This window comes from Pseudomonas umsongensis (assembly GCF_002236105.1).
GTDB lineage: Bacteria > Pseudomonadota > Gammaproteobacteria > Pseudomonadales > Pseudomonadaceae > Aquipseudomonas > Aquipseudomonas umsongensis.
Genome location: NZ_NIWU01000001.1, coordinates 1,777,496 through 1,796,230 on the forward strand (window position 1 = coordinate 1,777,496; position 18,735 = coordinate 1,796,230).

22 protein-coding genes and 1 pseudogene are annotated in these 18,735 nt (G+C 60.3%); 5 read left to right on the forward strand and 18 right to left on the reverse strand.

The features are described from left to right. Positions 1–110: 110 nt before the first annotated feature. From PSUM_RS07865 to glnT, 4 genes are all read right to left on the reverse strand, one after another. On the reverse strand, positions 111–1,433 hold the full coding sequence (locus tag PSUM_RS07865; protein ID WP_020801136.1) for an FMN-binding glutamate synthase family protein: 1,323 nt from the start codon (positions 1,431–1,433) through the stop codon (positions 111–113). Positions 1,434–1,453: 20 nt separating this feature from the next. Continuing rightward, a complete protein-coding gene (locus PSUM_RS07870; RefSeq protein WP_020801135.1) occupies positions 1,454–2,137 on the reverse strand; it encodes a GltB/FmdC/FwdC-like GXGXG domain-containing protein in 684 nt (227 codons plus the stop codon). Positions 2,138–2,148: 11 nt separating this feature from the next. Then, entirely contained in the window at positions 2,149–3,054 is a 906-nt protein-coding gene (locus tag PSUM_RS07875; protein ID WP_020801134.1) for a class II glutamine amidotransferase, read from the reverse strand. A gap of 77 nt (positions 3,055–3,131) precedes the next feature. Next, positions 3,132–4,466, reverse strand: coding sequence for a type III glutamate--ammonia ligase (gene glnT / locus PSUM_RS07880; RefSeq protein WP_020801133.1), 1,335 nt, complete (start codon positions 4,464–4,466; stop codon positions 3,132–3,134). A gap of 266 nt (positions 4,467–4,732) precedes the next feature. On the opposite strand from glnT, the gene PSUM_RS07885 reads away from it, so the two are divergent. Beyond that, entirely contained in the window at positions 4,733–5,332 is a 600-nt protein-coding gene (locus PSUM_RS07885) for a helix-turn-helix domain-containing protein (RefSeq protein WP_020801132.1), read from the forward strand. A 127-nt stretch (positions 5,333–5,459) separates the two neighbouring features. On the opposite strand, the pseudogene PSUM_RS32110 reads toward PSUM_RS07885, so the two are convergent. Together PSUM_RS32110 and PSUM_RS07890 are read right to left on the reverse strand one after the other, a co-directional pair. After that, a pseudogene (locus PSUM_RS32110) lies at positions 5,460–5,603 on the reverse strand (IS110 family transposase); the annotation flags it as partial. 186 nt (positions 5,604–5,789) lie between these two features. Beyond that, complete coding sequence (locus PSUM_RS07890; protein WP_020801385.1) at positions 5,790–6,992, reverse strand: NAD(P)/FAD-dependent oxidoreductase; 1,203 nt, start codon at positions 6,990–6,992, stop codon at positions 5,790–5,792. Positions 6,993–7,292: 300 nt separating this feature from the next. On the opposite strand from PSUM_RS07890, the gene PSUM_RS07895 reads away from it, so the two are divergent. Beyond that, entirely contained in the window at positions 7,293–7,856 is a 564-nt protein-coding gene (locus PSUM_RS07895; RefSeq protein WP_020801384.1) for an RrF2 family transcriptional regulator, read from the forward strand. 3 nt (positions 7,857–7,859) lie between these two features. Here PSUM_RS07895 and PSUM_RS07900 read toward each other — a convergent pair whose 3' ends face one another. Both PSUM_RS07900 and PSUM_RS07905 read right to left on the reverse strand, forming a co-directional pair. Continuing rightward, a complete protein-coding gene (locus tag PSUM_RS07900; RefSeq protein ID WP_020801383.1) occupies positions 7,860–8,198 on the reverse strand; it encodes a hypothetical protein in 339 nt (112 codons plus the stop codon). 73 nt (positions 8,199–8,271) lie between these two features. Next, entirely contained in the window at positions 8,272–8,490 is a 219-nt protein-coding gene (locus PSUM_RS07905; RefSeq protein WP_033044453.1) for a hypothetical protein, read from the reverse strand. Positions 8,491–8,659: 169 nt separating this feature from the next. On the opposite strand from PSUM_RS07905, the gene PSUM_RS07910 reads away from it, so the two are divergent. Next, positions 8,660–8,899, forward strand: a complete 240-nt coding sequence (locus PSUM_RS07910) for a hypothetical protein (RefSeq protein ID WP_033044454.1) — start codon at positions 8,660–8,662, stop codon at positions 8,897–8,899. 13 nt (positions 8,900–8,912) lie between these two features. Beyond that, positions 8,913–9,266, forward strand: coding sequence for an osmotically-inducible lipoprotein OsmE (gene osmE / locus PSUM_RS07915; RefSeq protein ID WP_020801380.1), 354 nt, complete (start codon positions 8,913–8,915; stop codon positions 9,264–9,266). Here osmE and PSUM_RS07920 read toward each other — a convergent pair. The 5 genes from PSUM_RS07920 to PSUM_RS07940 all read right to left on the reverse strand — a co-directional run bounded on the left by PSUM_RS07920 (position 9,260) and on the right by PSUM_RS07940 (position 13,150). Next, a complete protein-coding gene (locus PSUM_RS07920) occupies positions 9,260–10,285 on the reverse strand; it encodes an ABC transporter substrate-binding protein (RefSeq protein WP_033044455.1) in 1,026 nt (341 codons plus the stop codon). The genes osmE and PSUM_RS07920 overlap by 7 nt on opposite strands. After that, a complete protein-coding gene (locus PSUM_RS07925) occupies positions 10,282–10,827 on the reverse strand; it encodes a sigma-70 family RNA polymerase sigma factor (RefSeq protein ID WP_083349319.1) in 546 nt (181 codons plus the stop codon). The genes PSUM_RS07920 and PSUM_RS07925 overlap by 4 nt, the downstream gene beginning before the upstream one ends. 117 nt (positions 10,828–10,944) lie before the next feature. Then, positions 10,945–11,733 carry a phosphate/phosphite/phosphonate ABC transporter substrate-binding protein gene (locus PSUM_RS07930; RefSeq protein WP_033044457.1) on the reverse strand — a complete coding sequence of 263 codons (789 nt, stop codon included), beginning with the start codon at positions 11,731–11,733 and terminating at the stop codon, positions 10,945–10,947. A 138-nt stretch (positions 11,734–11,871) separates the two neighbouring features. After that, on the reverse strand, positions 11,872–12,813 hold the full coding sequence (locus tag PSUM_RS07935; protein ID WP_083349320.1) for a fatty acid desaturase: 942 nt from the start codon (positions 12,811–12,813) through the stop codon (positions 11,872–11,874). Between the two features lie 139 nt (positions 12,814–12,952). Further along, on the reverse strand, positions 12,953–13,150 hold the full coding sequence (locus tag PSUM_RS07940; RefSeq protein ID WP_020800178.1) for a hypothetical protein: 198 nt from the start codon (positions 13,148–13,150) through the stop codon (positions 12,953–12,955). A 217-nt stretch (positions 13,151–13,367) separates the two neighbouring features. Here PSUM_RS07940 and PSUM_RS07945 point away from each other — a divergent pair, with 217 nt between their 5' ends. Then, positions 13,368–13,730 carry an NUDIX hydrolase gene (locus tag PSUM_RS07945; RefSeq protein WP_042955771.1) on the forward strand — a complete coding sequence of 121 codons (363 nt, stop codon included), beginning with the start codon at positions 13,368–13,370 and terminating at the stop codon, positions 13,728–13,730. A 10-nt stretch (positions 13,731–13,740) separates the two neighbouring features. Here PSUM_RS07945 and PSUM_RS07950 read toward each other — a convergent pair whose 3' ends face one another. The 5 genes from PSUM_RS07950 to PSUM_RS07970 form a co-directional block, all read right to left on the reverse strand. Then, positions 13,741–14,514, reverse strand: a complete 774-nt coding sequence (locus PSUM_RS07950; protein ID WP_020800180.1) for a 1,6-dihydroxycyclohexa-2,4-diene-1-carboxylate dehydrogenase — start codon at positions 14,512–14,514, stop codon at positions 13,741–13,743. A gap of 11 nt (positions 14,515–14,525) precedes the next feature. Continuing rightward, positions 14,526–15,539 (reverse strand): benzoate 1,2-dioxygenase electron transfer component BenC, encoded by a 1,014-nt coding sequence (gene benC, locus PSUM_RS07955; protein WP_020800181.1) that lies wholly within the window; start codon positions 15,537–15,539, stop codon positions 14,526–14,528. Positions 15,540–15,549: 10 nt separating this feature from the next. Then, positions 15,550–16,038 carry a benzoate 1,2-dioxygenase small subunit gene (gene benB, locus PSUM_RS07960; protein ID WP_033042204.1) on the reverse strand — a complete coding sequence of 163 codons (489 nt, stop codon included), beginning with the start codon at positions 16,036–16,038 and terminating at the stop codon, positions 15,550–15,552. Further along, complete coding sequence (benA, locus tag PSUM_RS07965; protein WP_020800183.1) at positions 16,035–17,399, reverse strand: benzoate 1,2-dioxygenase large subunit; 1,365 nt, start codon at positions 17,397–17,399, stop codon at positions 16,035–16,037. Before benA ends, benB begins: the two co-directional genes overlap by 4 nt. 246 nt (positions 17,400–17,645) lie before the next feature. Next, positions 17,646–18,605, reverse strand: coding sequence for an AraC family transcriptional regulator (locus PSUM_RS07970; RefSeq protein ID WP_020800184.1), 960 nt, complete (start codon positions 18,603–18,605; stop codon positions 17,646–17,648). Positions 18,606–18,735 lie beyond the last annotated feature (130 nt).

The following is an 18,735-nucleotide window of genomic DNA, read 5'->3' on the forward strand; positions in this document are numbered from 1 at the left end:
ATGGAAATGGGAAGTGTCGGCAGCGAGCAAGTGTTGGCGCGTGAGCCTCTTGGCGGGCCCCCTAATCTGATCGTTCCCACGCTCCTGCGTGGGAACGATCCAAATCAACCTCAGAAACCGGAACCCGGGATCCAGCTTGTCCCCGCCAGCGGCACCCGCGCCATGGCCGCCGACTCCACCGTCAACGCCACCAGATCCTCCGGGTCCAGGTTATGCAGGTGCGACTTGCCGCACGCCCGGGCCATGGTCTGGGCTTCCAGCACCAGCACCCGCAGGTAATTGGCCAGGCGGCGACCACCTTCCACCGGGTCCAGGCGCTTGGACAGCTCCGGGTCCTGAGTGGTGATCCCTGCCGGGTCACGGCCGTTCTGCCAGTCGTCATAAAAGCCTGCGGCTGAACCAATCTTGTGCAGTTCTTCATCCAGCCGCGGGTGGTTGTCGCCCAGCGCAATCAGGGCCGCCGTGCCAATGGCCACCGCGTCCGCGCCCAGCGCCATGGCCTTGGCCACGTCGGCACCGTTGCGAATCCCTCCCGAAACGATCAGTTGGACCTTGCGATGCATGCCCATCTCTTGCAAAGCCTGTACCGCTTGCGGGATGGCCGGCAAAATCGGAATCCCAACGTGCTCGATGAACACTTCCTGGGTCGCCGCCGTGCCGCCCTGCATGCCGTCGAGCACGATCACGTCGGCCCCGGCCTTCACCGCCAGCTTGACGTCGTAGTACGGGCGACTGGCGCCGATCTTGACGTAGATCGGCTTCTCCCAATCGGTGATTTCGCGGATCTCGGCGATCTTGATCGCCAGGTCATCCGGGCCGGTCCAGTCCGGATGACGGCAGGCGCTGCGCTGGTCGACACCGATCGGCAAGGTGCGCATGCCGGCCACGCGCTCGGTGACTTTCATGCCCAGCAACATGCCGCCGCCACCGGGTTTGGCACCCTGCCCCAGGACGATTTCGATGGCGTCCGCCTTGCGCAGGTCATCCGGGTTCATGCCGTAGCGCGATGGCAGGTACTGATAGACCAGATGCTGCGACTGCCCGCGCTCCTCCGGGGTCATGCCGCCATCACCGGTAGTGGTGCTGGTACCAGCGATGGTCGCACCACGGCCCAGGGCTTCCTTGGCATTGGCCGACAGCGCACCGAAGCTCATGCCGGCGATGGTCACCGGGATCTTCAGGTGGATCGGTTTCTTGGCGAAGCGGTTGCCGAGGATCACATCGGTGCCGCACTTTTCCCGATAGCCTTCCAGCGGGTAGCGCGACACGCTGGCGCCGAGCAGGAGCAAGTCATCGAAGTGCGGGACCTTGCGCTTGGTACCACCGCCGCGAATGTCATAGATGCCGGTCTCGGCGGCGCGCTGGATTTCCTGGATGGTCAGGCGGTCGAAAGTCGCGGACTCGCGCAGCACTGGAGGGGTTTTCTCATTCATATCTGTTTTCCTCGCGTGGATCAGTACGCGGACGCGTTATCGACTTTGAAGTTGTACAACTGACGGGCCGAGCCATAGCGCTTGAAGTCGGCTGCCTTGTGCTCGAAACCGGCGCGCTTGAGCAGCACTTGCAGTTCTTCCAGGTGTTCGGCACGCATCTCTTTCTCGATGCAGTCCGACCCCAGCGACGCGACCTTGCCCTTCACGTAAATGTGCGTTTCATACAGCGAATCGCCCAGCGCATCACCGGCATCGCCGCAGACGACCAAACGCCCGGCCTGTCCCATGAAACAGCTCATGTGGCCAATGCTGCCGCCGACCACGATGTCGATGCCTTTCATGGAAATCCCGCAGCGGGCCCCGGCATCGCCTTCGATCACCAGCAACCCGCCATGGGCGGTGGCGCCGGCGGCCTGCGACGCGCTGCCCTTGATCCGCACCACGCCTGACATCATGTTTTCCGCGACACCCACACCGGCGTTGCCGTGCACGGTGATGCTCGCTTGCTGGTTCATGCCCGCGCAGTAATAACCGGCGTGTCCCTGGATATCGATGGACACGGCCTGGTTCACCCCGACGGCGAGGTTGTGCTTACCGTTGGCATGGGTCACCACCCACTCAAGGTCTTCTACGTTGTGCACTTGGTCATGCAACGCCTGATTGAGGTCGCGCACGCTGGCAATGGAAAGATCGATGGTTTTCATGTGTGCGCTCCTTAAGCTGACTCGCGTTCCCAGATGTACAAGGTGGCCGGTGCCGGCTCCCAGATCCTGGCGTTCTCAATGCCCGGAAGGCTCGACAACGCCTGGTATTCCGAGGCCATGGCGACGTAGTCGTCGGTCTCGGCGAGGATCGCCGGCTTGCAGGCAATCGGGTCGCGGATCACCGCAAAGCCGTTGCGAGTACCAATGGCGAAGGTGAAGAAACCGTCGAGGTCCTCCAGTGCATGGTCCAGTGCCTCTTTCAACGAATCGCCCTGCTGCAGGCGCCAGGTCAGATAACCGGCGGCCACTTCGGTGTCGTTGTCGGTTTCGAACTGGATGCCTTCACGCTTGAGTTCCTGGCGCAGGCGGAAGTGGTTGGACAGCGAGCCGTTGTGCACCAGGCACAGGTCGGCACCGGTGGAAAACGGGTGGCTGCCTTCCAGGGTCACCGCGCTTTCGGTGGCCATGCGGGTGTGGCCGATGATGTGGCTACCCTGCATGCCGGCCAGGCCAAAGCGCTGGGAAATCTCTTGGGGCAAGCCCATGCCCTTGAGGATCTCGATGCTCTGCCCGGCGCTCATGATGCGCACGCCCGGCGCCAGTTCGGCGAGGGCCAGACGCACCGGAGTTTCTTCTGCGTGGATTTTCAATACCGCGGCGCTGGCGTTCTGGAACCAGTCCAGCGAGCAGCCGAGACGACCTTCCAGATCGCCCATCAGGGCCGGCCAATCGAAGCTTTCGTGGGTTGCCTGCAGGGTCAGCTTGACCCAGCCAGCCGCCACTTCATCGCCATAAATGGCGAAGCCGGCGCTGTCCGGGCCACGGTCGGTCATAGCCTGCAACATCGGCTCGAACAGTTGGCCCAGCCGGGATTCCAGCTGCGGGTTTTTCAGGTAAAGACCTACGATTCCACACATGACAACAGTCCTCACTACGTTCGGCAGCCGCAAGTTTCAAGCTGCGAGATGGTTCGTTTTTGCGCGTCTGCTAGCGCTTAGAAAAATTCGGTGTAGCGCGCGACTTCCCAGTCACTCACATGGCGGCTGTACTCCACCCACTCCATGCGCTTGAGCTTGATGAACTCGCCCACGATCTGCGGGCCCAGCACTTCGGCGAACAACGGGTCGGCCTCCAGCGCATCGCAGGCTTCCTTGAGCGATTGCGGCAAGGTCTTGATGCCGCGCGCGGCGATCTGCGCAAGGCTCAGGCTGTAGAGGTTTTCGTTGCAGACGTGGTCGATTTCCAATTGGCGGTCGATGCCGTCCAGGCCCGCCGCGATGATCGCGGCGCTGACCAGATAGGGGTTGCAGCCGGCATCCGGCAAGCGAAATTCCAGGCGGCCGTAAGGCACCCGGACCATTGCCGAACGGTTATTGGCGCCGAAGGCAATGAACGCCGGCGCCCAGGTAGCGCCGGACAACGAATTGCCCACCACCAGACGCTTGTAGGAGTTGACCGTGGGCGCGGCGAAGGCACACAGCGCCGGGCCATGGGCAAGTAGACCGGCAGCGAAGTGATAGGCCATTTTCGACAGGCCCATGCCGCTCGGGTCGCTGGCGTCGTGGAACAGATTCCTGTTCTCGGCGCTGCTGATCGACAGGTGAAAGTGCATGCCGTTGCCGGCGCGCTTCGGGTCGGGCTTGGGCATGAATGAACAGATCATGCCCAGGTCATTGGCGATCTCGCCGGCGGCCATGCGAAAGAAGGTGAAGCGATCCGCCGAGGTCATGGCATCGCTGTAGGTGTAGTTGATCTCGAACTGGCCGTTGGCGTCTTCGTGATCGATTTGATAGACCTCGAAATCCACTGCCTGCAAGGCCTCGGTCAAGCGTTCAAGGAACACTCGGGAGCGCGACAGGCCCTTGTAGTCGTAGCAAGGCTTGTCCAGGTTGTCGCTCAGGTCGACCAGCTGCAACTTGCCCTGTTCGTCGCGGCGCATCAGGTTGAACTCCGGCTCCAGACCGGTGTTGAGGGTCCAGCCCTTGTCCTCCAGCCGCCGGATCTGCTGCTGCAATACATAACGGCTGTCATAGGGATGCGGTTTGCCATCGACATGCCCGACGCACACTACCCGGCCATACCCCGGCTGCCAGGGCACGGGCGTCAGTGTGGCCAGGTCGCCGCGGGCCATGAAGTCCGGACCGTGGGGCTCCATGCCCATGCCACTGATCGCGAACCCGGCAAAACCGGCGCCCTCTTCGGCCACCGTCTTGAGCCCACAGATCGGCACCGACTTGGTCTTGGCCGCACCATGGATATCGACAAACTGCGCAAGCACGTACTTGATGCCGTGCTTGTCGATGATGCGCTGGGTTTCTGCTGGCAACATTGCTCGTCACTCCTCGCGAAAGGCAAATCTCTAGTGGGTTGGCCCTGACTTTCCATTTATTCCTGAAAAGAAAGTTTGTTTCCCAATAGGAATGCAAGGCCCTTGCCAGATTCGCGACGGGTGCGTGATAAACCCTGTTGTGCTGTTTATATGGGAAAAATCTTTTCCCCATGGGAATATTGGCTGATGGATGTGTTGCGGACGACGCAACTTGCACTTTCTCAGTGCGAAACTAATATTACTGAACGGAAAGTGTGCAGACGACTATGCCAACCGAAACCGCCCCTCGCCTCAAGCTCGAGCAATACCTGGGCTTGCAGATCAAGCGCCAGCGCCAGGCCCAGGACCTGAAATTGTCCGATGTGGCGAAAATCGCCGATATCAGCCAGGGCATGCTGAGCAAGATCGAAAACGCCCAGGTCTCCACCAGCCTCGACACCCTCAGCCGCCTGTGTGACGTGCTGGGCTTGCCGCTATCGAAATTGTTCAGTGAGTACGACCAGCAGGACGGCAGCGCACTCTTGGTCAAGGCCGACCAGGGCATGGAGGTGGTGCGCCGGGGAACAGAGAAAGGCCACACCTACCATTTGCTTAACCACACTCGTGGGCCCAAGAAGAGTTTCGAGGCCTACATGGTGAGCATGGATGACGCCAGCGAAGAATTTCCAACCTTCTCCCACCCCGGCACCGAGTTTTTGCATTTGCTTGAAGGCGAGCTGATTTATCGCCACGGCAATCAGCTGTATCGCATGGAGGCTGGGGACAGCCTGACCTTCGAGGGCGAAATTCCCCATGGCCCTGAGGCGTTGGTGCAGGTGCCGATCCGGATGTTGTCGATCATGAACTACGGCAGCGACAAAGAGTGATTTAAGCCACATCCAAAATCAAACCGGTCACCCGCCTCGCTTTGGCTGTTGCTGTTGCTGTTGCTGTTGCTGTTGCTGTTGCTTTGGCTCTAGATCCACCCGCCCCTTCACGCCCTGAGCCTGTCCGTCAACCTGAGACTACCTCCATCGGCGCCTCTACCAACGTGGATCCACGCCCCGTCAAAGCCTGCAAGTAAGCCTTTTCGTCATAGTAGGTGCTGGTTTTCCAGCACCTATAGACGATTCTGATCCACTTGAAAGCGAGTGCTCTCAGGCCGCCTTCGCTGCGATGCGGCGGCCCGACAGGCCAGCTCCCACAGTGGATCGAATACAGCCGCGCCGGCAAGGCGGATCGCCGCACCGCTGGCGCCTACAAGTCTTAACATGTGCGACTGCAAAAAAATCCCGCCCGGAATGCTCCGGGCAGGATTTATTGAATCGCACAACCTCACACCATTCAGGCAATCGGAATCAACGGATCCGCCGCCGCCCAAGCGCTTTTTCGATCAGCCGCCGGCGGATAAATCCACACCGTGTTGATCTGCGTCTTCAACGACTTGCCTTCTTGGCGCGTCAGCTTGACCTGACGATCCCAACCTTCGGTGTAGACCGCCCCCCAAGCCCCCAAGTCCAGGCAAGTCACATATTTGGGCTGGCTGTACGGCGTCGGGTCCACACCGAGGATCTGCGCGGCAACGTTATTGCCGGCATGACGGCCCAGCACAATGGCGTGCTGGCAGGTCATCAGCGCATGGTTGCCGATGTCATCGCTGGCCGCATAGGCCACGTCGCCGGTGGCGAAGATGTCTGGCTGACCAATGACTTGCAGGTGCGCGTCGACGTGCAGGCGGCCAAGGTGGTCGCGTTCGGCAGGGATCTGCTCGGTCAGCGAGCTGGCACGCACGCCGGTGGTCCAGATGACCGTTTTGGCGTCGATGCGCCGGCCGTCGGACAAGGTCACGCCGTTTTCATCGACAGCGACAACCGAAGCCTTGAGCTGCCATTTCACCCCGGTTTCCTCGCTGGCTTCGGCAATTTTCTCGGCGATTTCCGGGCCCATGGAGCCGCCTACCTTGTCACCGCGATCGACGATGATCACGTCGATGTCCGCACCCTCACCCAGGATGTCGCGCAAACGGGTCGGCATTTCAGTGGCCGTTTCGATGCCGGTGAAGCCACCGCCAGCCACCACGACCGTGTTGCGTGCCTGACTCTGCGGCTGGTTGACCAGGGATTTGAGGTGGGCTTCCAGGCGTATGGCCTGTTCGATCTGATCGACGTCGAACGCATATTCGGCCACACCTGGGGTATCAGGCAGTGCGAGACGGCTGCCAGTGGCCAGAACGAGTTTGTCGTAGATGCAGACCTGTTTTTCGCCCTGGGCATCGATGTAGCCCACGCGCTTTTGCTCGACGTCGATGGTCTCGGCAGCCCCCTTGATGAACTTGACGCCCACCGCATCGAACAGCTCGCCGATGGGAGCCGCCAGCTGGTGGGCGTTCGGCTCGTAGAAGCGTGGACGTACGCGCAGTTCGGCCTGGGGCGCCAGCACCGTTACGTCAACGTCATTGTGACCGTGGATATCGAACAGGCGGGTGGCGCTCAAGGCGCTCCACATGCCACCGAAACCTGCGCCAATTACCAGGATGCGTTGTTTCATTTTTAACTCCAGGGGAAAAAACCAGGCAGTGAATTGGGTTAAGGGGTCTGGAGGTCGGCACCCGCTCCCTGCTGAAAGCGTCTTCCGCTCCCGACCTCATAACTACGACTTTATTGATCGTAGTTAATTCGAGCAAGCTGTTTTTCTCAATGGTTCGAATCGATGCCATCGATAGACTTGTCACACCACGCCAAATCCGCGTTCTTGAGGGGCTTTCCAGGACCTGGAGAAAAATTCCAGATCGTTGCCTCGCTCAGGGTCAACTGCTAATATTTACGACAACATTAGTCGGAGATCGCTATGTCTCTTTACAGCGCGGGCGTCGAGTACGGCATTCATTGCCTGATATTCCTGGTGGGCAATGGTGGTGAGACCCGCGAGGCGAGCGTGCGTGACCTGGCAGAGCTGCAAGGGGTGCCACTGGACTACCTGGCGAAAATCTTCACCAAACTGGCCAAGGCAAAACTGGTGGTCGCCACCGAAGGCGTGCGTGGGGGATTCAAGCTGGCGCGGCCGGCCGATGAGATCAGCCTGCTGGACATCGTCAATGCGATCGACGGGCGCAAGGCCATTTTCGAATGCCGGGAAATTCGTGGTCGCTGCGCGTTGTTCGAGGGCGAGGTTCCCGCGTGGGCGCTGGACGGCCCTTGCTCAGTGCATGGCGCCATGCTGATCGCGCAGAAGCGCATGGAGGAAGCCCTCGCCCAGCAGACCATACTGGACATCGCCAGAAAGGTCGGGCGTAAGGCGCCTGCGCAGTTCAATGCGCAGGTCGACAGCTGGATGAGTGAGCGCAGGGAAAAGAAAGGCACCGCCGGTGCCCAGGCCGATCAACTGATCCAGGTCACCGAGATCAAAGGCTGATCCCTACAGGCAGTCGCGCACAGCCTGGCGCATCGCGCCTGACTTTGCCCAGGGCGGCCCCTGGTACAGTGAGACCCGGCTGCCGTCCTTGTACTTCACGATATCCAGCACTTCATCGGCCGTTATGATGCTCGGCGCGGTGATCCTGTAGCCGTTGGATATCGATGTCTGGCTTGTCTTGGGGATCTCCTTTTGCCAGGCCGGCAATACGCACGCCGCTACCTCCTTGGGAATCTTATCGCTCGGTTTGTTGTAGTTCGGCTCTCCCGGCACCAGGGACGCAGGCAACGAACATCCCGCCAACAACGCCATCACCACTCCCCCCATCAACATTCGACTCATGAAGCGTCCTTAAACCTGAAAAAATAAAATGTAGCCTGTTGCCGCGCTAACAGCCATTTTGTTGCATCGAGCCTCAGGGGCTGATGCTGTGATTGCCGCTGTCCGGGTAGGAGCGCTCGTTCAAAAAGCTTGTCCATCGTTCGAAGGCTTCGTGTTGCCATTGACTGACCCGCTCCCATTCCGGCCCGCTGAACTGGTGCTCGGAGATGAGTTTCATCATTTCACTGGTGGCCGCATCCAAGTCGGCTTTCAGTTCCCGGGCATGCGCCCTGAAGTCATCGGTTGTCGTCATTTTGAACGGACCCTGCCCTGGTAAAATGTCGGCACTTCACTACGACAGCGGATTTTGCGAAACGCGCAAATTTCCCGACCAATGGAAGCCCTTTGGCATCAGACGAACACAACGCCGCTCCGCGCGAATGGGTCTAAAATTTCGTAGCACAACGTTACGGGAGATCATCATGTGGCTCAACGAACATGAACAAGCGCTTCGGCGTGACCTGCAAGGGCTTGCATCGGACCTGAGATGGTCGGCGGTGGAGCTGTTGCGCATCGCCGAACAATTGCGCCTGACGGGGAACGATGTCGATGCGGAAGCCGTGAAGCGGCTGTGCGATCTGTTCCAGGGCGATGAACAACGCCTGTCAGGGTATGCCGAAGAAGTGAAAGCCAAGATCATCAGTCGAAACAAGGCTGTTTAGCGGGAGTCAGGCCGTGAACAGGTCCGTCTACACGCTTGCCACACTGATCACGGTGCTGGCGGGCTGCAGCACCGATTCCCATGTCTATCGGGATCAGCCGCTGGTGGCGAAGGTCGAGACAGGCATGAGCAAGGAGCAAGTCGAGCAAATCGGCGGCCCACCCCTGTCGATCTCCGACCGTACGGTCGAGCCCGGCACCTGTTTCGACTACAACCTGAGCCAGCCAGGTCATCAGCAACGGTACAACGTCAGCTTCGATGGCCAGGGCAAGGTCGATCATAAAAGCTTCATGACCTGTGCCGAATGGAGCCATGCGCAGCAAAAGGCCAGGGAACCGTCCCGCAGCAGCGGCGGTGGAGGCTATTGAGCCGCTAACAATTGCACCGTGACTCGATCAGCCACCTCCCCCGGTACCCAACCCTTCCAGATCTGCGGCTGGTCACGCAGGAAAGCTTCTGCCACCTGACGCGGTTGCAGGCGCTTTTCGCTCATCTGGCCCAGGGTATGGTTGAGCAGATCAACTGGCAGGTCGACCTTCTCGAAGAACGCCACCAGGTCCGGATACTGCGCCTTGAAAGGCGCGGACACACCAATCGCCAGGCTGGCCGGCATCGACCGTGTGCCCTTTGGATGCGGGTTGTTGGCGTCGGCCAGGGTCTTCCAGGCTTCGGCGTCGAACGCCGGCTCGTCGAGTTTCACCAGCTTGAAACGCCCCAACAGCGGCGTCGGCGACCAGTAGTAGAACAGCACCGGTTTGCCCCGACGGATCGAGGAAGCCACCTCGGCATCCAGTGCCGCACCCGACCCTGTGCGGAAGTTGACGAAGCTGTCGGCCAAGTCATAGGCCTTGAGTTTCTGACTGTTGACGATCTCCGATGTCCAGCCGGTTGGGCTGTTGAGGAAGCGTCCACGACTGGGGTCTTCCGGGTCGCGGAACACGTCCTTGTAGCGGGCCAGGTCGGCGACGGATTTCAGTTCCGGGGCCAGGGGCTTGATACCCCGTTCTGGGTCGCCCTTGATCACGTATTCCGGTACCCACCAACCTTCGGTGGCGCCCTTGACCGTGTCGCCCAGGCCGAACACTTTGCCTTCGGACGCGGCCTTGACCCACGCCGGACTGCGCCCGGCCCACTCTTCGCCGATCACCTGGATATCGTTCCTGGCCAAGGCCGCTTCGAGGCTGACAGTGCTGCCCGGCAAGGTATCTGTCGGGTAGCCGTAACCTTTCTCGACGATCACTCGAAGGATTTCGGTGATGAGGCTGCCGCTTTCCCAGGTGATGTCACCAAAGTGAATCGGGACGTTTTTGTCCGCCGCGGGAACCTGGGCCGAGATAAGGCTCAGGGCCAGCAGTGAACTGCCGAGCAGGGTTTTGAACGATCTCATGCGGACCTCCGGGTCAGGGCATTCAAGGGTTGGTTGGCGCTGTGCCGGTTACACTGGGCTTGGGAGCGAGTCATGTAGTCGCTGACCGAGCGTTGGGAAATGCCCAGGCGGGCGGCAATTTGCGGGTAGGTCAGGCCGTCGATCCGCGACATCAGGAAGGTGGCCCGAACCTTGCCCGGCAAGCGTTCAAGCGTGCGCTCGATGCCCTGTAACGCCTGGATCAATTGCACCTGCCCTTCGGGCGAGAGTGCTTCTTGTTGCTGATCCACGTGTTGCACCTGTTCAAGGTGCTGGCGTTCCAGATCGCGACGGCGCCAGAGCTGAAAGATCAACCGATGGGCAATGGTGGTGAGCAAGGCGCGAGGTTCGCGGATCGGGGTCAGTCCCGGCGATTCGAGTAGCTGTAGAAAGGACTCGGCAGCGATGTCTTCGACGCTGGGGCTGGCCCCCAGATACCGGCGCAGCCGTGCGCAGAGCCAAGCGTAATGCGCGCGGAATAATCCGCCCACGTGGTCACGATGGGAAAGGTCGGTGCCGGACATAGAGGCTCCAAAGGTCAGGGGTCGCTGAATGTCCGGTGATCCGGTGCGGCGATCCTAACAAGGAGCCTTATTCATTAATAATACTTAAAAAGAATTTTTATATTCCATAAAGGAATTTCACCGCAATCGTCCGAATCCCAGATCCTCGGCCTCTCTCTGGTAGTCGAGAACGATTTGATAGTCGCTATCGGTAGCGGGCAGGATCGCTTGCAAACCAAGGATTTCAGCGACGCCAGGCTCCTGCAACGCCTGGTTCATCACCTGCCGAATGTGCCCAGCCTGTTGTTCGGTGACGGTGGTCGCGGTGATGAACGGCAATGTCGGACTGAATGCACTGCGATCGACGATCCGCAGGCCGGCCACTTCTTCTTTGGCATGTCGCGCCAGGTAGGCAAAGGTCACGCTGTCGATGGCCGCCAGGTCCGCTTTACCCTCACGCAACCATCGCAGGCTTTCGCGGTGGCTGCCGCTGATACCGACATCTGCAAAAAAACGCCCGTCTTGATGCAGCGGCGCCAGTCGGTGACGCAGCAGGTTCATGCCGCTGTTGGAGTCTTCGCCATTGATCACACCGCGGCTGTCACGAAAGGCCGGCAAGCTGCGCCGTGGATCATCGGCGCGACCCAGCAACAGGCTGCAATGATTGCCGCCACTGGCGTCCGGCAGCTCATAACGAGGACGCCCGATGATTCGCACCCGACCGCGCAATGCCGTCATCAACGGATAGCCGCAGGTCTGCGTCAGCAGCAAGTGCGGGGACAGCCACAGGTCCATCAGCGAAAGCCCTTCGGCACTGCGGCGCGTGGCCCCCAATCGCTCGAGGATGCGGCTCAGCCAACGCTCGTTGGCCTGGCGCACCGGTTCGGGGGCGACGTACATCAGTAATTCAGCGAGTTGCCGTGTCATCGAAAAACTTCCCATGCATCGTAATTCCAATAGTGGGAGCGAGCCTGCTCGCGAAGAGGCCAGCACACTCAACACTGATGTTGCCTGACGCAGCGCTTTCGCGAACAGGCGCGCTCCCACAGGGGACCTCATTCGCAATCAGTGGAACGGATGCCGCGGGCTATCGATGGCCTTTACCCCGTGCCGACGCCATAACTGGCCATAACCCTGCATCAGGAACCCGCCGCTGCGCGCCAGCCATTGCTCGCGACGCGCGTGGTAAGCGCGGGGCAAGTCGTACCAGGCCAGCCCCGGCAAATCGTGATGCACCAGGTGCAGGTTGAGGTTCAGGAACAGCCAGCGCCACGGCCAGGCGGCCTCATTGATGACTGTCCTTTGCTCGGGCTCGGCATGGGGTCGGTGTTCATAGTAGGAGCGGATCATCGCAATCGATAGCGCCGGCACGCTGACCAGCAACAGGTAATGCCAGATCGGCAGCACACTGTAGCGGCCGATAAACAACAGCATCAGCAGGGTCACCGTGCCGTGGCTGAGCCACATCGACCAGGCCTGTCGCTCACCGGTCTTCAGGCGCTGCACCTCGTCCCAAGCCAACGCCAACAAGGCCAGCGGAGCCCCAAGGAGAAAACGACCCAACACGGTTTTGTTCAGCCAGTGCAGGCCTCGTTCGAACAGTGAACTGCCCTGCCATTGCGCAGCGCTCAGGTAACGGCTTTCAGGATCGCGGCCAGGCAGGGTCAGGTCTTCGTCGCGGTGATGCAACAAATGGCTGTCGCGATACAGGGTGTAGGGGTACCAGACGGCGAACGGCGCGTAGCCGAGGATCTTGTTCAGCGCTGCCCAGCGGGTGGGATGGCCATGAAGCAATTCGTGCTGCACCGACAACCAGAGCACCAGTAACGGGATCAACAACAATGTGCTCCACCACAGGCCCAACCCACCACTGCCCAGTACGATGGCGAACCAGCCAGCGTACACGCCGAACAGCAGCAACCACGTCGGCCACTCGGTGCGAGCGGTCAGGCGTTGGCGCAAGGTTTCGATTTCTACACGGTGGGCGCTATCGAAGTAATGGGGCATGGCGTTGCTCAGATCGGGGACCAATCCCCTTCTGTGCAACGGCGTCGGGTTTTCTTGCAGATTATTTTGTTCGTAAGGAGCGATGGGCCAACGTGCTTGTGATCGTTCCCACGCTGTGGGAACGATCACACACGGGCAATCATGTGGCTTGCTGATTACGCGGCTTGCCTGGACGCGCCTTGTAGCCAGGCAGCGCCGCCGCAAAGGCCAGCGCCTCTTCGCGACTGGCAAATGAGCCAAGCCGGTCACCTTGGGTGCAGACCCGCCACGGGCCGTTGTTCACACTGAGTACGTCGTAGCCGTTCATGTGCATCTTGTTCAACATCGGAACGCTCATAGTCACCTCCATCTTGGCAGTGATCACAGGGTTGACTTCCCTACCTTACACCCCCCTGCCGCGAAGATGCCGACCGGACGTCGAGTCAGCACACGGCAGTGCGATTGCACTTTTAGACACGCCTGCCGCTCAAAATATCCAGGAAACATGCAATGGGTTGCGGCCCAAATATTGCATTTTTGTTACTGTTTTATGACATTCCGGATTGAAAGAGCCCATGAAAGTACGTGCAACCGTCATTTGCGAGCAGGACCGGCACATACTCCTGGTGCGCAAACCCAGGAGTCGCTGGATGTTGCCCGGGGGCAAAGTGGAGCGCGGCGAGACCGCGCAGGATGCCGCGGCGCGCGAATTGCTGGAGGAAACCGGGCTGGGTGCCGACGATATGCTGTACCTGATGGAACTGGAAACAGGCGGCACCCGTCACCATGTCTACGAAGCATCGTTGCCGAATCCGGACCAGGCACGGCCGCAAAACGAAATTTTCGATTGCCTCTGGTACCCGCTGAATGCGGTGCACAACCTGAACCCAAGCGACGCCACGCTGCGGATCATCAAAGCGTTTCAACGTCGCCTGTAGTTCACGCGCTTCAGCCTTGGTCGCCGCCGCCCACTGGCATGATCATGCCGGTGATGTAGGACGCTTCATCGCTGGCCAGGAACAGAATGGCTGCTGCCTGTTCATCCAGCGTGCCGTAGCGCTTCATCAAGCTGCTGTCGAGGGTCTGATCGACGATCTGTTGGTACCAGACCTTCTCTTGCTCACTCTGCTCGGCACTGTTACGCGGGATAACCCGTGGCGGGGCTTCGGTGCCGCCCGGCGCAGTGGCGTTGACTCGCACCCCGCGTCCAGCGGTTTCGAACGCCAGGCAGGCGGTCAGCGCATTCACCCCGCCCTTCGCTGCGCCGTAGGGCACACGGTTGACGCTGCGGGTGGCGATCGACGATACGTTGACGATCGCGCCACTGCCCTGCTGCAACATGTACGGCAATGCCGCATGACAGCACCACAGGGTTGGAAACAGCGAACGGCGAACCTCGGCCTCGATCTGCGACGCCTCGTAATGCTCGAATGGCTTGGCCCAGATGGTCCCGCCGACGTTATTGACCAGCACATCGAGTCGACCGAAACGCTCGACGGCGCTTTGCATGACCCGGTTGCATTCCTCATATTGCTCAAGGTCGGCGGTCAGGGCCAGGACCTGGCTGTCCTTCGCCAACTGCTGCTGAACCTCGAACACCAGCTCGGAGCGATCGACCAGGATCAGCTTCGCGCCTTCAGCGGCCATGCGTTCGGCCACGCGCCGACCGATGCCCTGGGCGGCGCCGGTGATCAGCGCGACTTTTTCGTGGAATCTGTTCATGGAGGGAAACCTCACGCCGCGCTGGCAGCGAATTTTTCGTAGTAGAAATTCGCTGGATTGATGCCTTGCTCGCCGATGTACTTGCTCACCGCTTCAACCATCGGCGGTGGGCCGCACAGGTACACGTCGACGTCGCCATCGTTCAAATGCCTGGGTTCGATGTGCTGGGTCACGTAGCCCTTGAGCGGGTGCTGGCTGTCGGGACTGGCCACGCAGGCGCTGTAGGTGAAGTTGGGGATGCGCGCGGCGAAGGCTTCCAGGCGATCGAGTTCCACCAGGTCGAAATCGTTGGTCACACCGTAGATCAGGTGCAACGGGTGTTCGCTGCCCTGCTCGGCGATCTTCTCCAGCATCGCGGTGAACGGCGCCAACCCGGTGCCGCCCGCCAGCAGCAACAAGGGTCGACGGATATCACGCAGGTAAAAACTGCCCAGGGGCCCTGCCAGGCTCATGCTGTCGCCAGCCTTGGCCATGCCGGTGAGGAAGCTGCTCATCAGGCCGCCAGGCACGTTGCGGATCAGGAAGCTGACTTCGCCGTCGCGCTGCAACGAGCTGAACGAATAGGCGCGGGTTTGCTCGCTGCCGGGAATGCCCAGGTTCACATACTGGCCTGGCAGGAACGCCAGTTTGCTCAAGGACTCGCCCTTGATCGACAACGCGATGGTGCTGTCGGACAACTGGCGCACCGCACTGATGGTGGCGTCGTAGCTGGCCTGGCGGGTGCGGCAGACTTCCGAGGACGTCGGCACCCGCACCACGCAATCGCTCTTGGCGCGCATCTGGCAGGTCAGGACAAAGCCTTGCGCGGCCTCATCAGGGCTGAGGGCGTCTTCGATGTATTCCTCACCCAGATCGTAGCTGCCCGCCTCGGCAAAGCACTTGCAGGTGCCGCAGGCGCCGTCGCGGCAGTCCAGCGGGATATTGATGCCCTGGCGGTACGCGGCATCGGCCACGGTCTCGCCGGCGTTGGCGTCGATGAAACGAGTGACGCCGTCTTCGAAATTGAACGCAATGGAATGGGTCATGACGGCTGCCTCACAAGTGGTAAACATCGATGACCTGACGAACGTAGTCGTTCTTCAGGATCACTTTCTTGGCCTTGATCAAGGGGTTTTCACCGCGCACATCAAGGGTGTAGAAACTGCTGCCGAAATAGCTGTCGACGGTCTTGTAGCGAAAGCTCAGGGTGTGCCAGTTGAAGCGCACCTTGCACATTCCGTCGGCTTGCTCGAGCAGTTCGATGTTGCTGATGTTGTGGGACGTGCGGGTGTCCGGCACGCTGGCGCTGGAGCGCTCGGTCTTGATGCGGAAGATGCGGTCTTCAAGGCCGGTGCGGTTGCCGTACCAGATCAGCGAGATTTCCCGCTGTGGGTCTTCGGTCAGCTCATCGTTGTCGTCCCAGGACGGCATCCAGTACGTCGCGTCGGGGGCGTACAGTTCCAGCCACTCATCCCACTGGCGGTCGTCGAGGTAGCGTGCTTCGCGGTAGAGGAAATCACGTACCGCTTCATAGGAAATGGTCATTGCACGTCCTCCACGGCGATCAGTTTCGACTGCTCGGCAGCCAGGGCCTTGAGCATGGTCTGCTGCCAGTACTTGTGTTGCAGCACGAACAGGCCTTCGTCTTCGGTACGCACGCCGCTGAGCAGCGGATGCAGGTCAATTTCCTTGGCCGCCTCGTCGGCACCTTCGATCCAGTGCTCGGCGCCACGGGACATGTCGTTCCAGGTGGTGACGCTGCCCTGGTAGCTGGTCTGGCAGGAACGGAACTCTTCCAGATCGTCCGGCGTGGCCATGCCGCTGACGTTGAAGAAGTCTTCGTACTGACGAATCCGGCTCGAACGCGCGTGGTCACTTTCGCCTTTGGGGGCGATGCAATAGATGGTGATTTCCGTGCGGTTGACCGAGATCGGCCGGGCGATACGGATCTGCGAGCTGAACTGGTCCATCAGGTACACGTTGGGGTACAGGCACAGGTTGCGCGAGTTCTCGATCATCCAGTCGGCGCGGGCCTTGCCGAAGTCCTGGGCGAGTTCGTCGCGACGTTCGTACAGTGGACGATCCTCGGGGTTGGCCCAGCGGGTCCAGAGCAACATGTGGCCCTTGTCGAAGGAATAGAAACCACCGCCCTGCTTGGCCCAGCTCCCGGCGCTCATGGTCGGGTTCTCGTCACCGGCCTCGCGCTGTTTGCGCTGGTTCTGGGTGGCGGCGTAGTTCCAGTGCACGGAGCTGACGTGGTAACCGTCGGCACCGTTTTCGGCGGTGAGTTTCCAGTTGCCTTCGTAGATATAGGTGGACGAACCGCGCAGCACTTCCAGGCCGTCGGTGGACTGGTCGACGATCATGTCGATGATCTTCGCCGACTCGCCCAGGTGCTCGACCAGCGGCACCACATCGGCCTTGAGGCTGCCGAACAGGAAACCGCGATAGGACTCGAAGCGCGCGACTTTGGTCAGGTCATGGGAGCCTTCGCAGTTGAAGCTGCTCGGGTAGCCCGCGTTAGCCGGGTCCTTGACCTTGAGCAGCTTGCCGGAGTTGTTGAACGTCCAGCCGTGGAACGGGCAGGTGTAGGAGCTTTTGTTGCCGGACTTGTGCCGGCACAGAGTCGCGCCGCGATGACTGCAGGCGTTGATGAAGGCGTTGAGCACACCGTCCTTGTTGCGCGCGATGAAGATCGACTGGCGCCCCATGGTGGTGGTGTAGAAATCGTTGACGTTGGGGATCTGGCTTTCGTGCGCCAGATACAGCCAGTTGCCTTCGAAGATGTGTTCCATCTCCAGATCGAACAGGCGCGGATCGGTAAACATCTCGCGCTTGCAGCGATAGATACCCTGCTCTGGATCGTCTTCAAGCAGGGACTCAAGGTATTCAGGTCGCAGGGTCATGGCCGCCGCCTCCATTGTTATTGTTCAGGCAAGGCTCATGCTAGGACGGGGCAATGGGGGGGACTATCCGCGGGGTGCAGACCTTTATCCGTTTTTTGCAGGGGGCTGGTGTTGTGTCAGCGCCACCAATGTTGACAGTACCGCCCTCTTCGCGAGCAGGCTCGCTCCCACAGGAACAACGCGATCCAATGTGGGAGCGAGCCTGCTCGCGATGGCGTCAGGGCAGGCAACATCAATGTGTCGGGATCAGTGGCGGCGCTTGAGGGTATCCGATGGCAGCTCGCCGAACTGCTTGCGGTAGCTGTCGGAGAAGCGTCCCAGGTGCAGGAAGCCGTAGTCCATCGCGACCTCGGTAACGTTGCGCACGTTGCAGGTCGGGTCGCGCAGGCAGGCATTGATGCGTTCCAGGCGTTTCTGGCGGATGTAGTTTTTTGGCGTGGTGCACGCGTTGCGTTCGAACAGGCCATACAACGAGCGCAGGCTCATGCTGGCATGGCGCGCCAGCTCTTCGCTGTCGATGTCCTGCTTGAGATTTTTGGCAATGTAGTCGGCAATCGCTTCGAACGAGGCAGCCTGGGAGCCGATTTCGAGGCGGCTGACGTTGGTCTTCATCAGGCTGAGCATCTTGCTGACGATGATTTGCGCGTAATGTTCTTGCACCCGGGGAATCTGCTCGGTGGCCTCGGCCTCCTGGCAAATCATCGCCAGCAGGTTGACGAAGCCTTCCAGCTCATTGAGCTGGTAACGGTTCTCGAGAAACCGCACGCCTTGGCCCGGATAGCGCCAGCGCTGCTCGTTGCAGACGGACTCGAACAGGGACGTGGGAACCTTGAGGATGAATTTTTCGCAATCGTCAGAGTAGGTCAAATCGACCGGGTCGTCGGGATTGATCAGCAGCAACTCGCCGGGAGCAAAGTAGTGTTCCTGGCCATGGCCACGCCACAAGCAATTGCCGCGCAACAGCACTTGCAGGTGGTAGATGGTTTCCAGCGCGCCCGAAGTGACGCGAACGCTGCCGCCGTAGCTGATACGGCACAGGTCCAGGCTGGCGAATTTGCGGTGATTGAGACTGGCCAGGGGGTGCCCGGCACGAGGCATCAGGATGCAATGATTACCGACATGCTGATTGACATAACCTGACACCGCGTACGGGTCGGCTTGGTCGAATATGGTGCTGCGCTGACTCAGCAGTTGCGCTTGCATCATCGGGTCACTCTCGTTGTTGTTATAGGGTGTATCTAGTCATTCTAGGGCAGTACTGGCAGCAGTGTGTCATTGGACTGACCTGTGGGCCGTTTCAAAATATAACCTGTAGGAGCGAGCATGCTCGCGATGG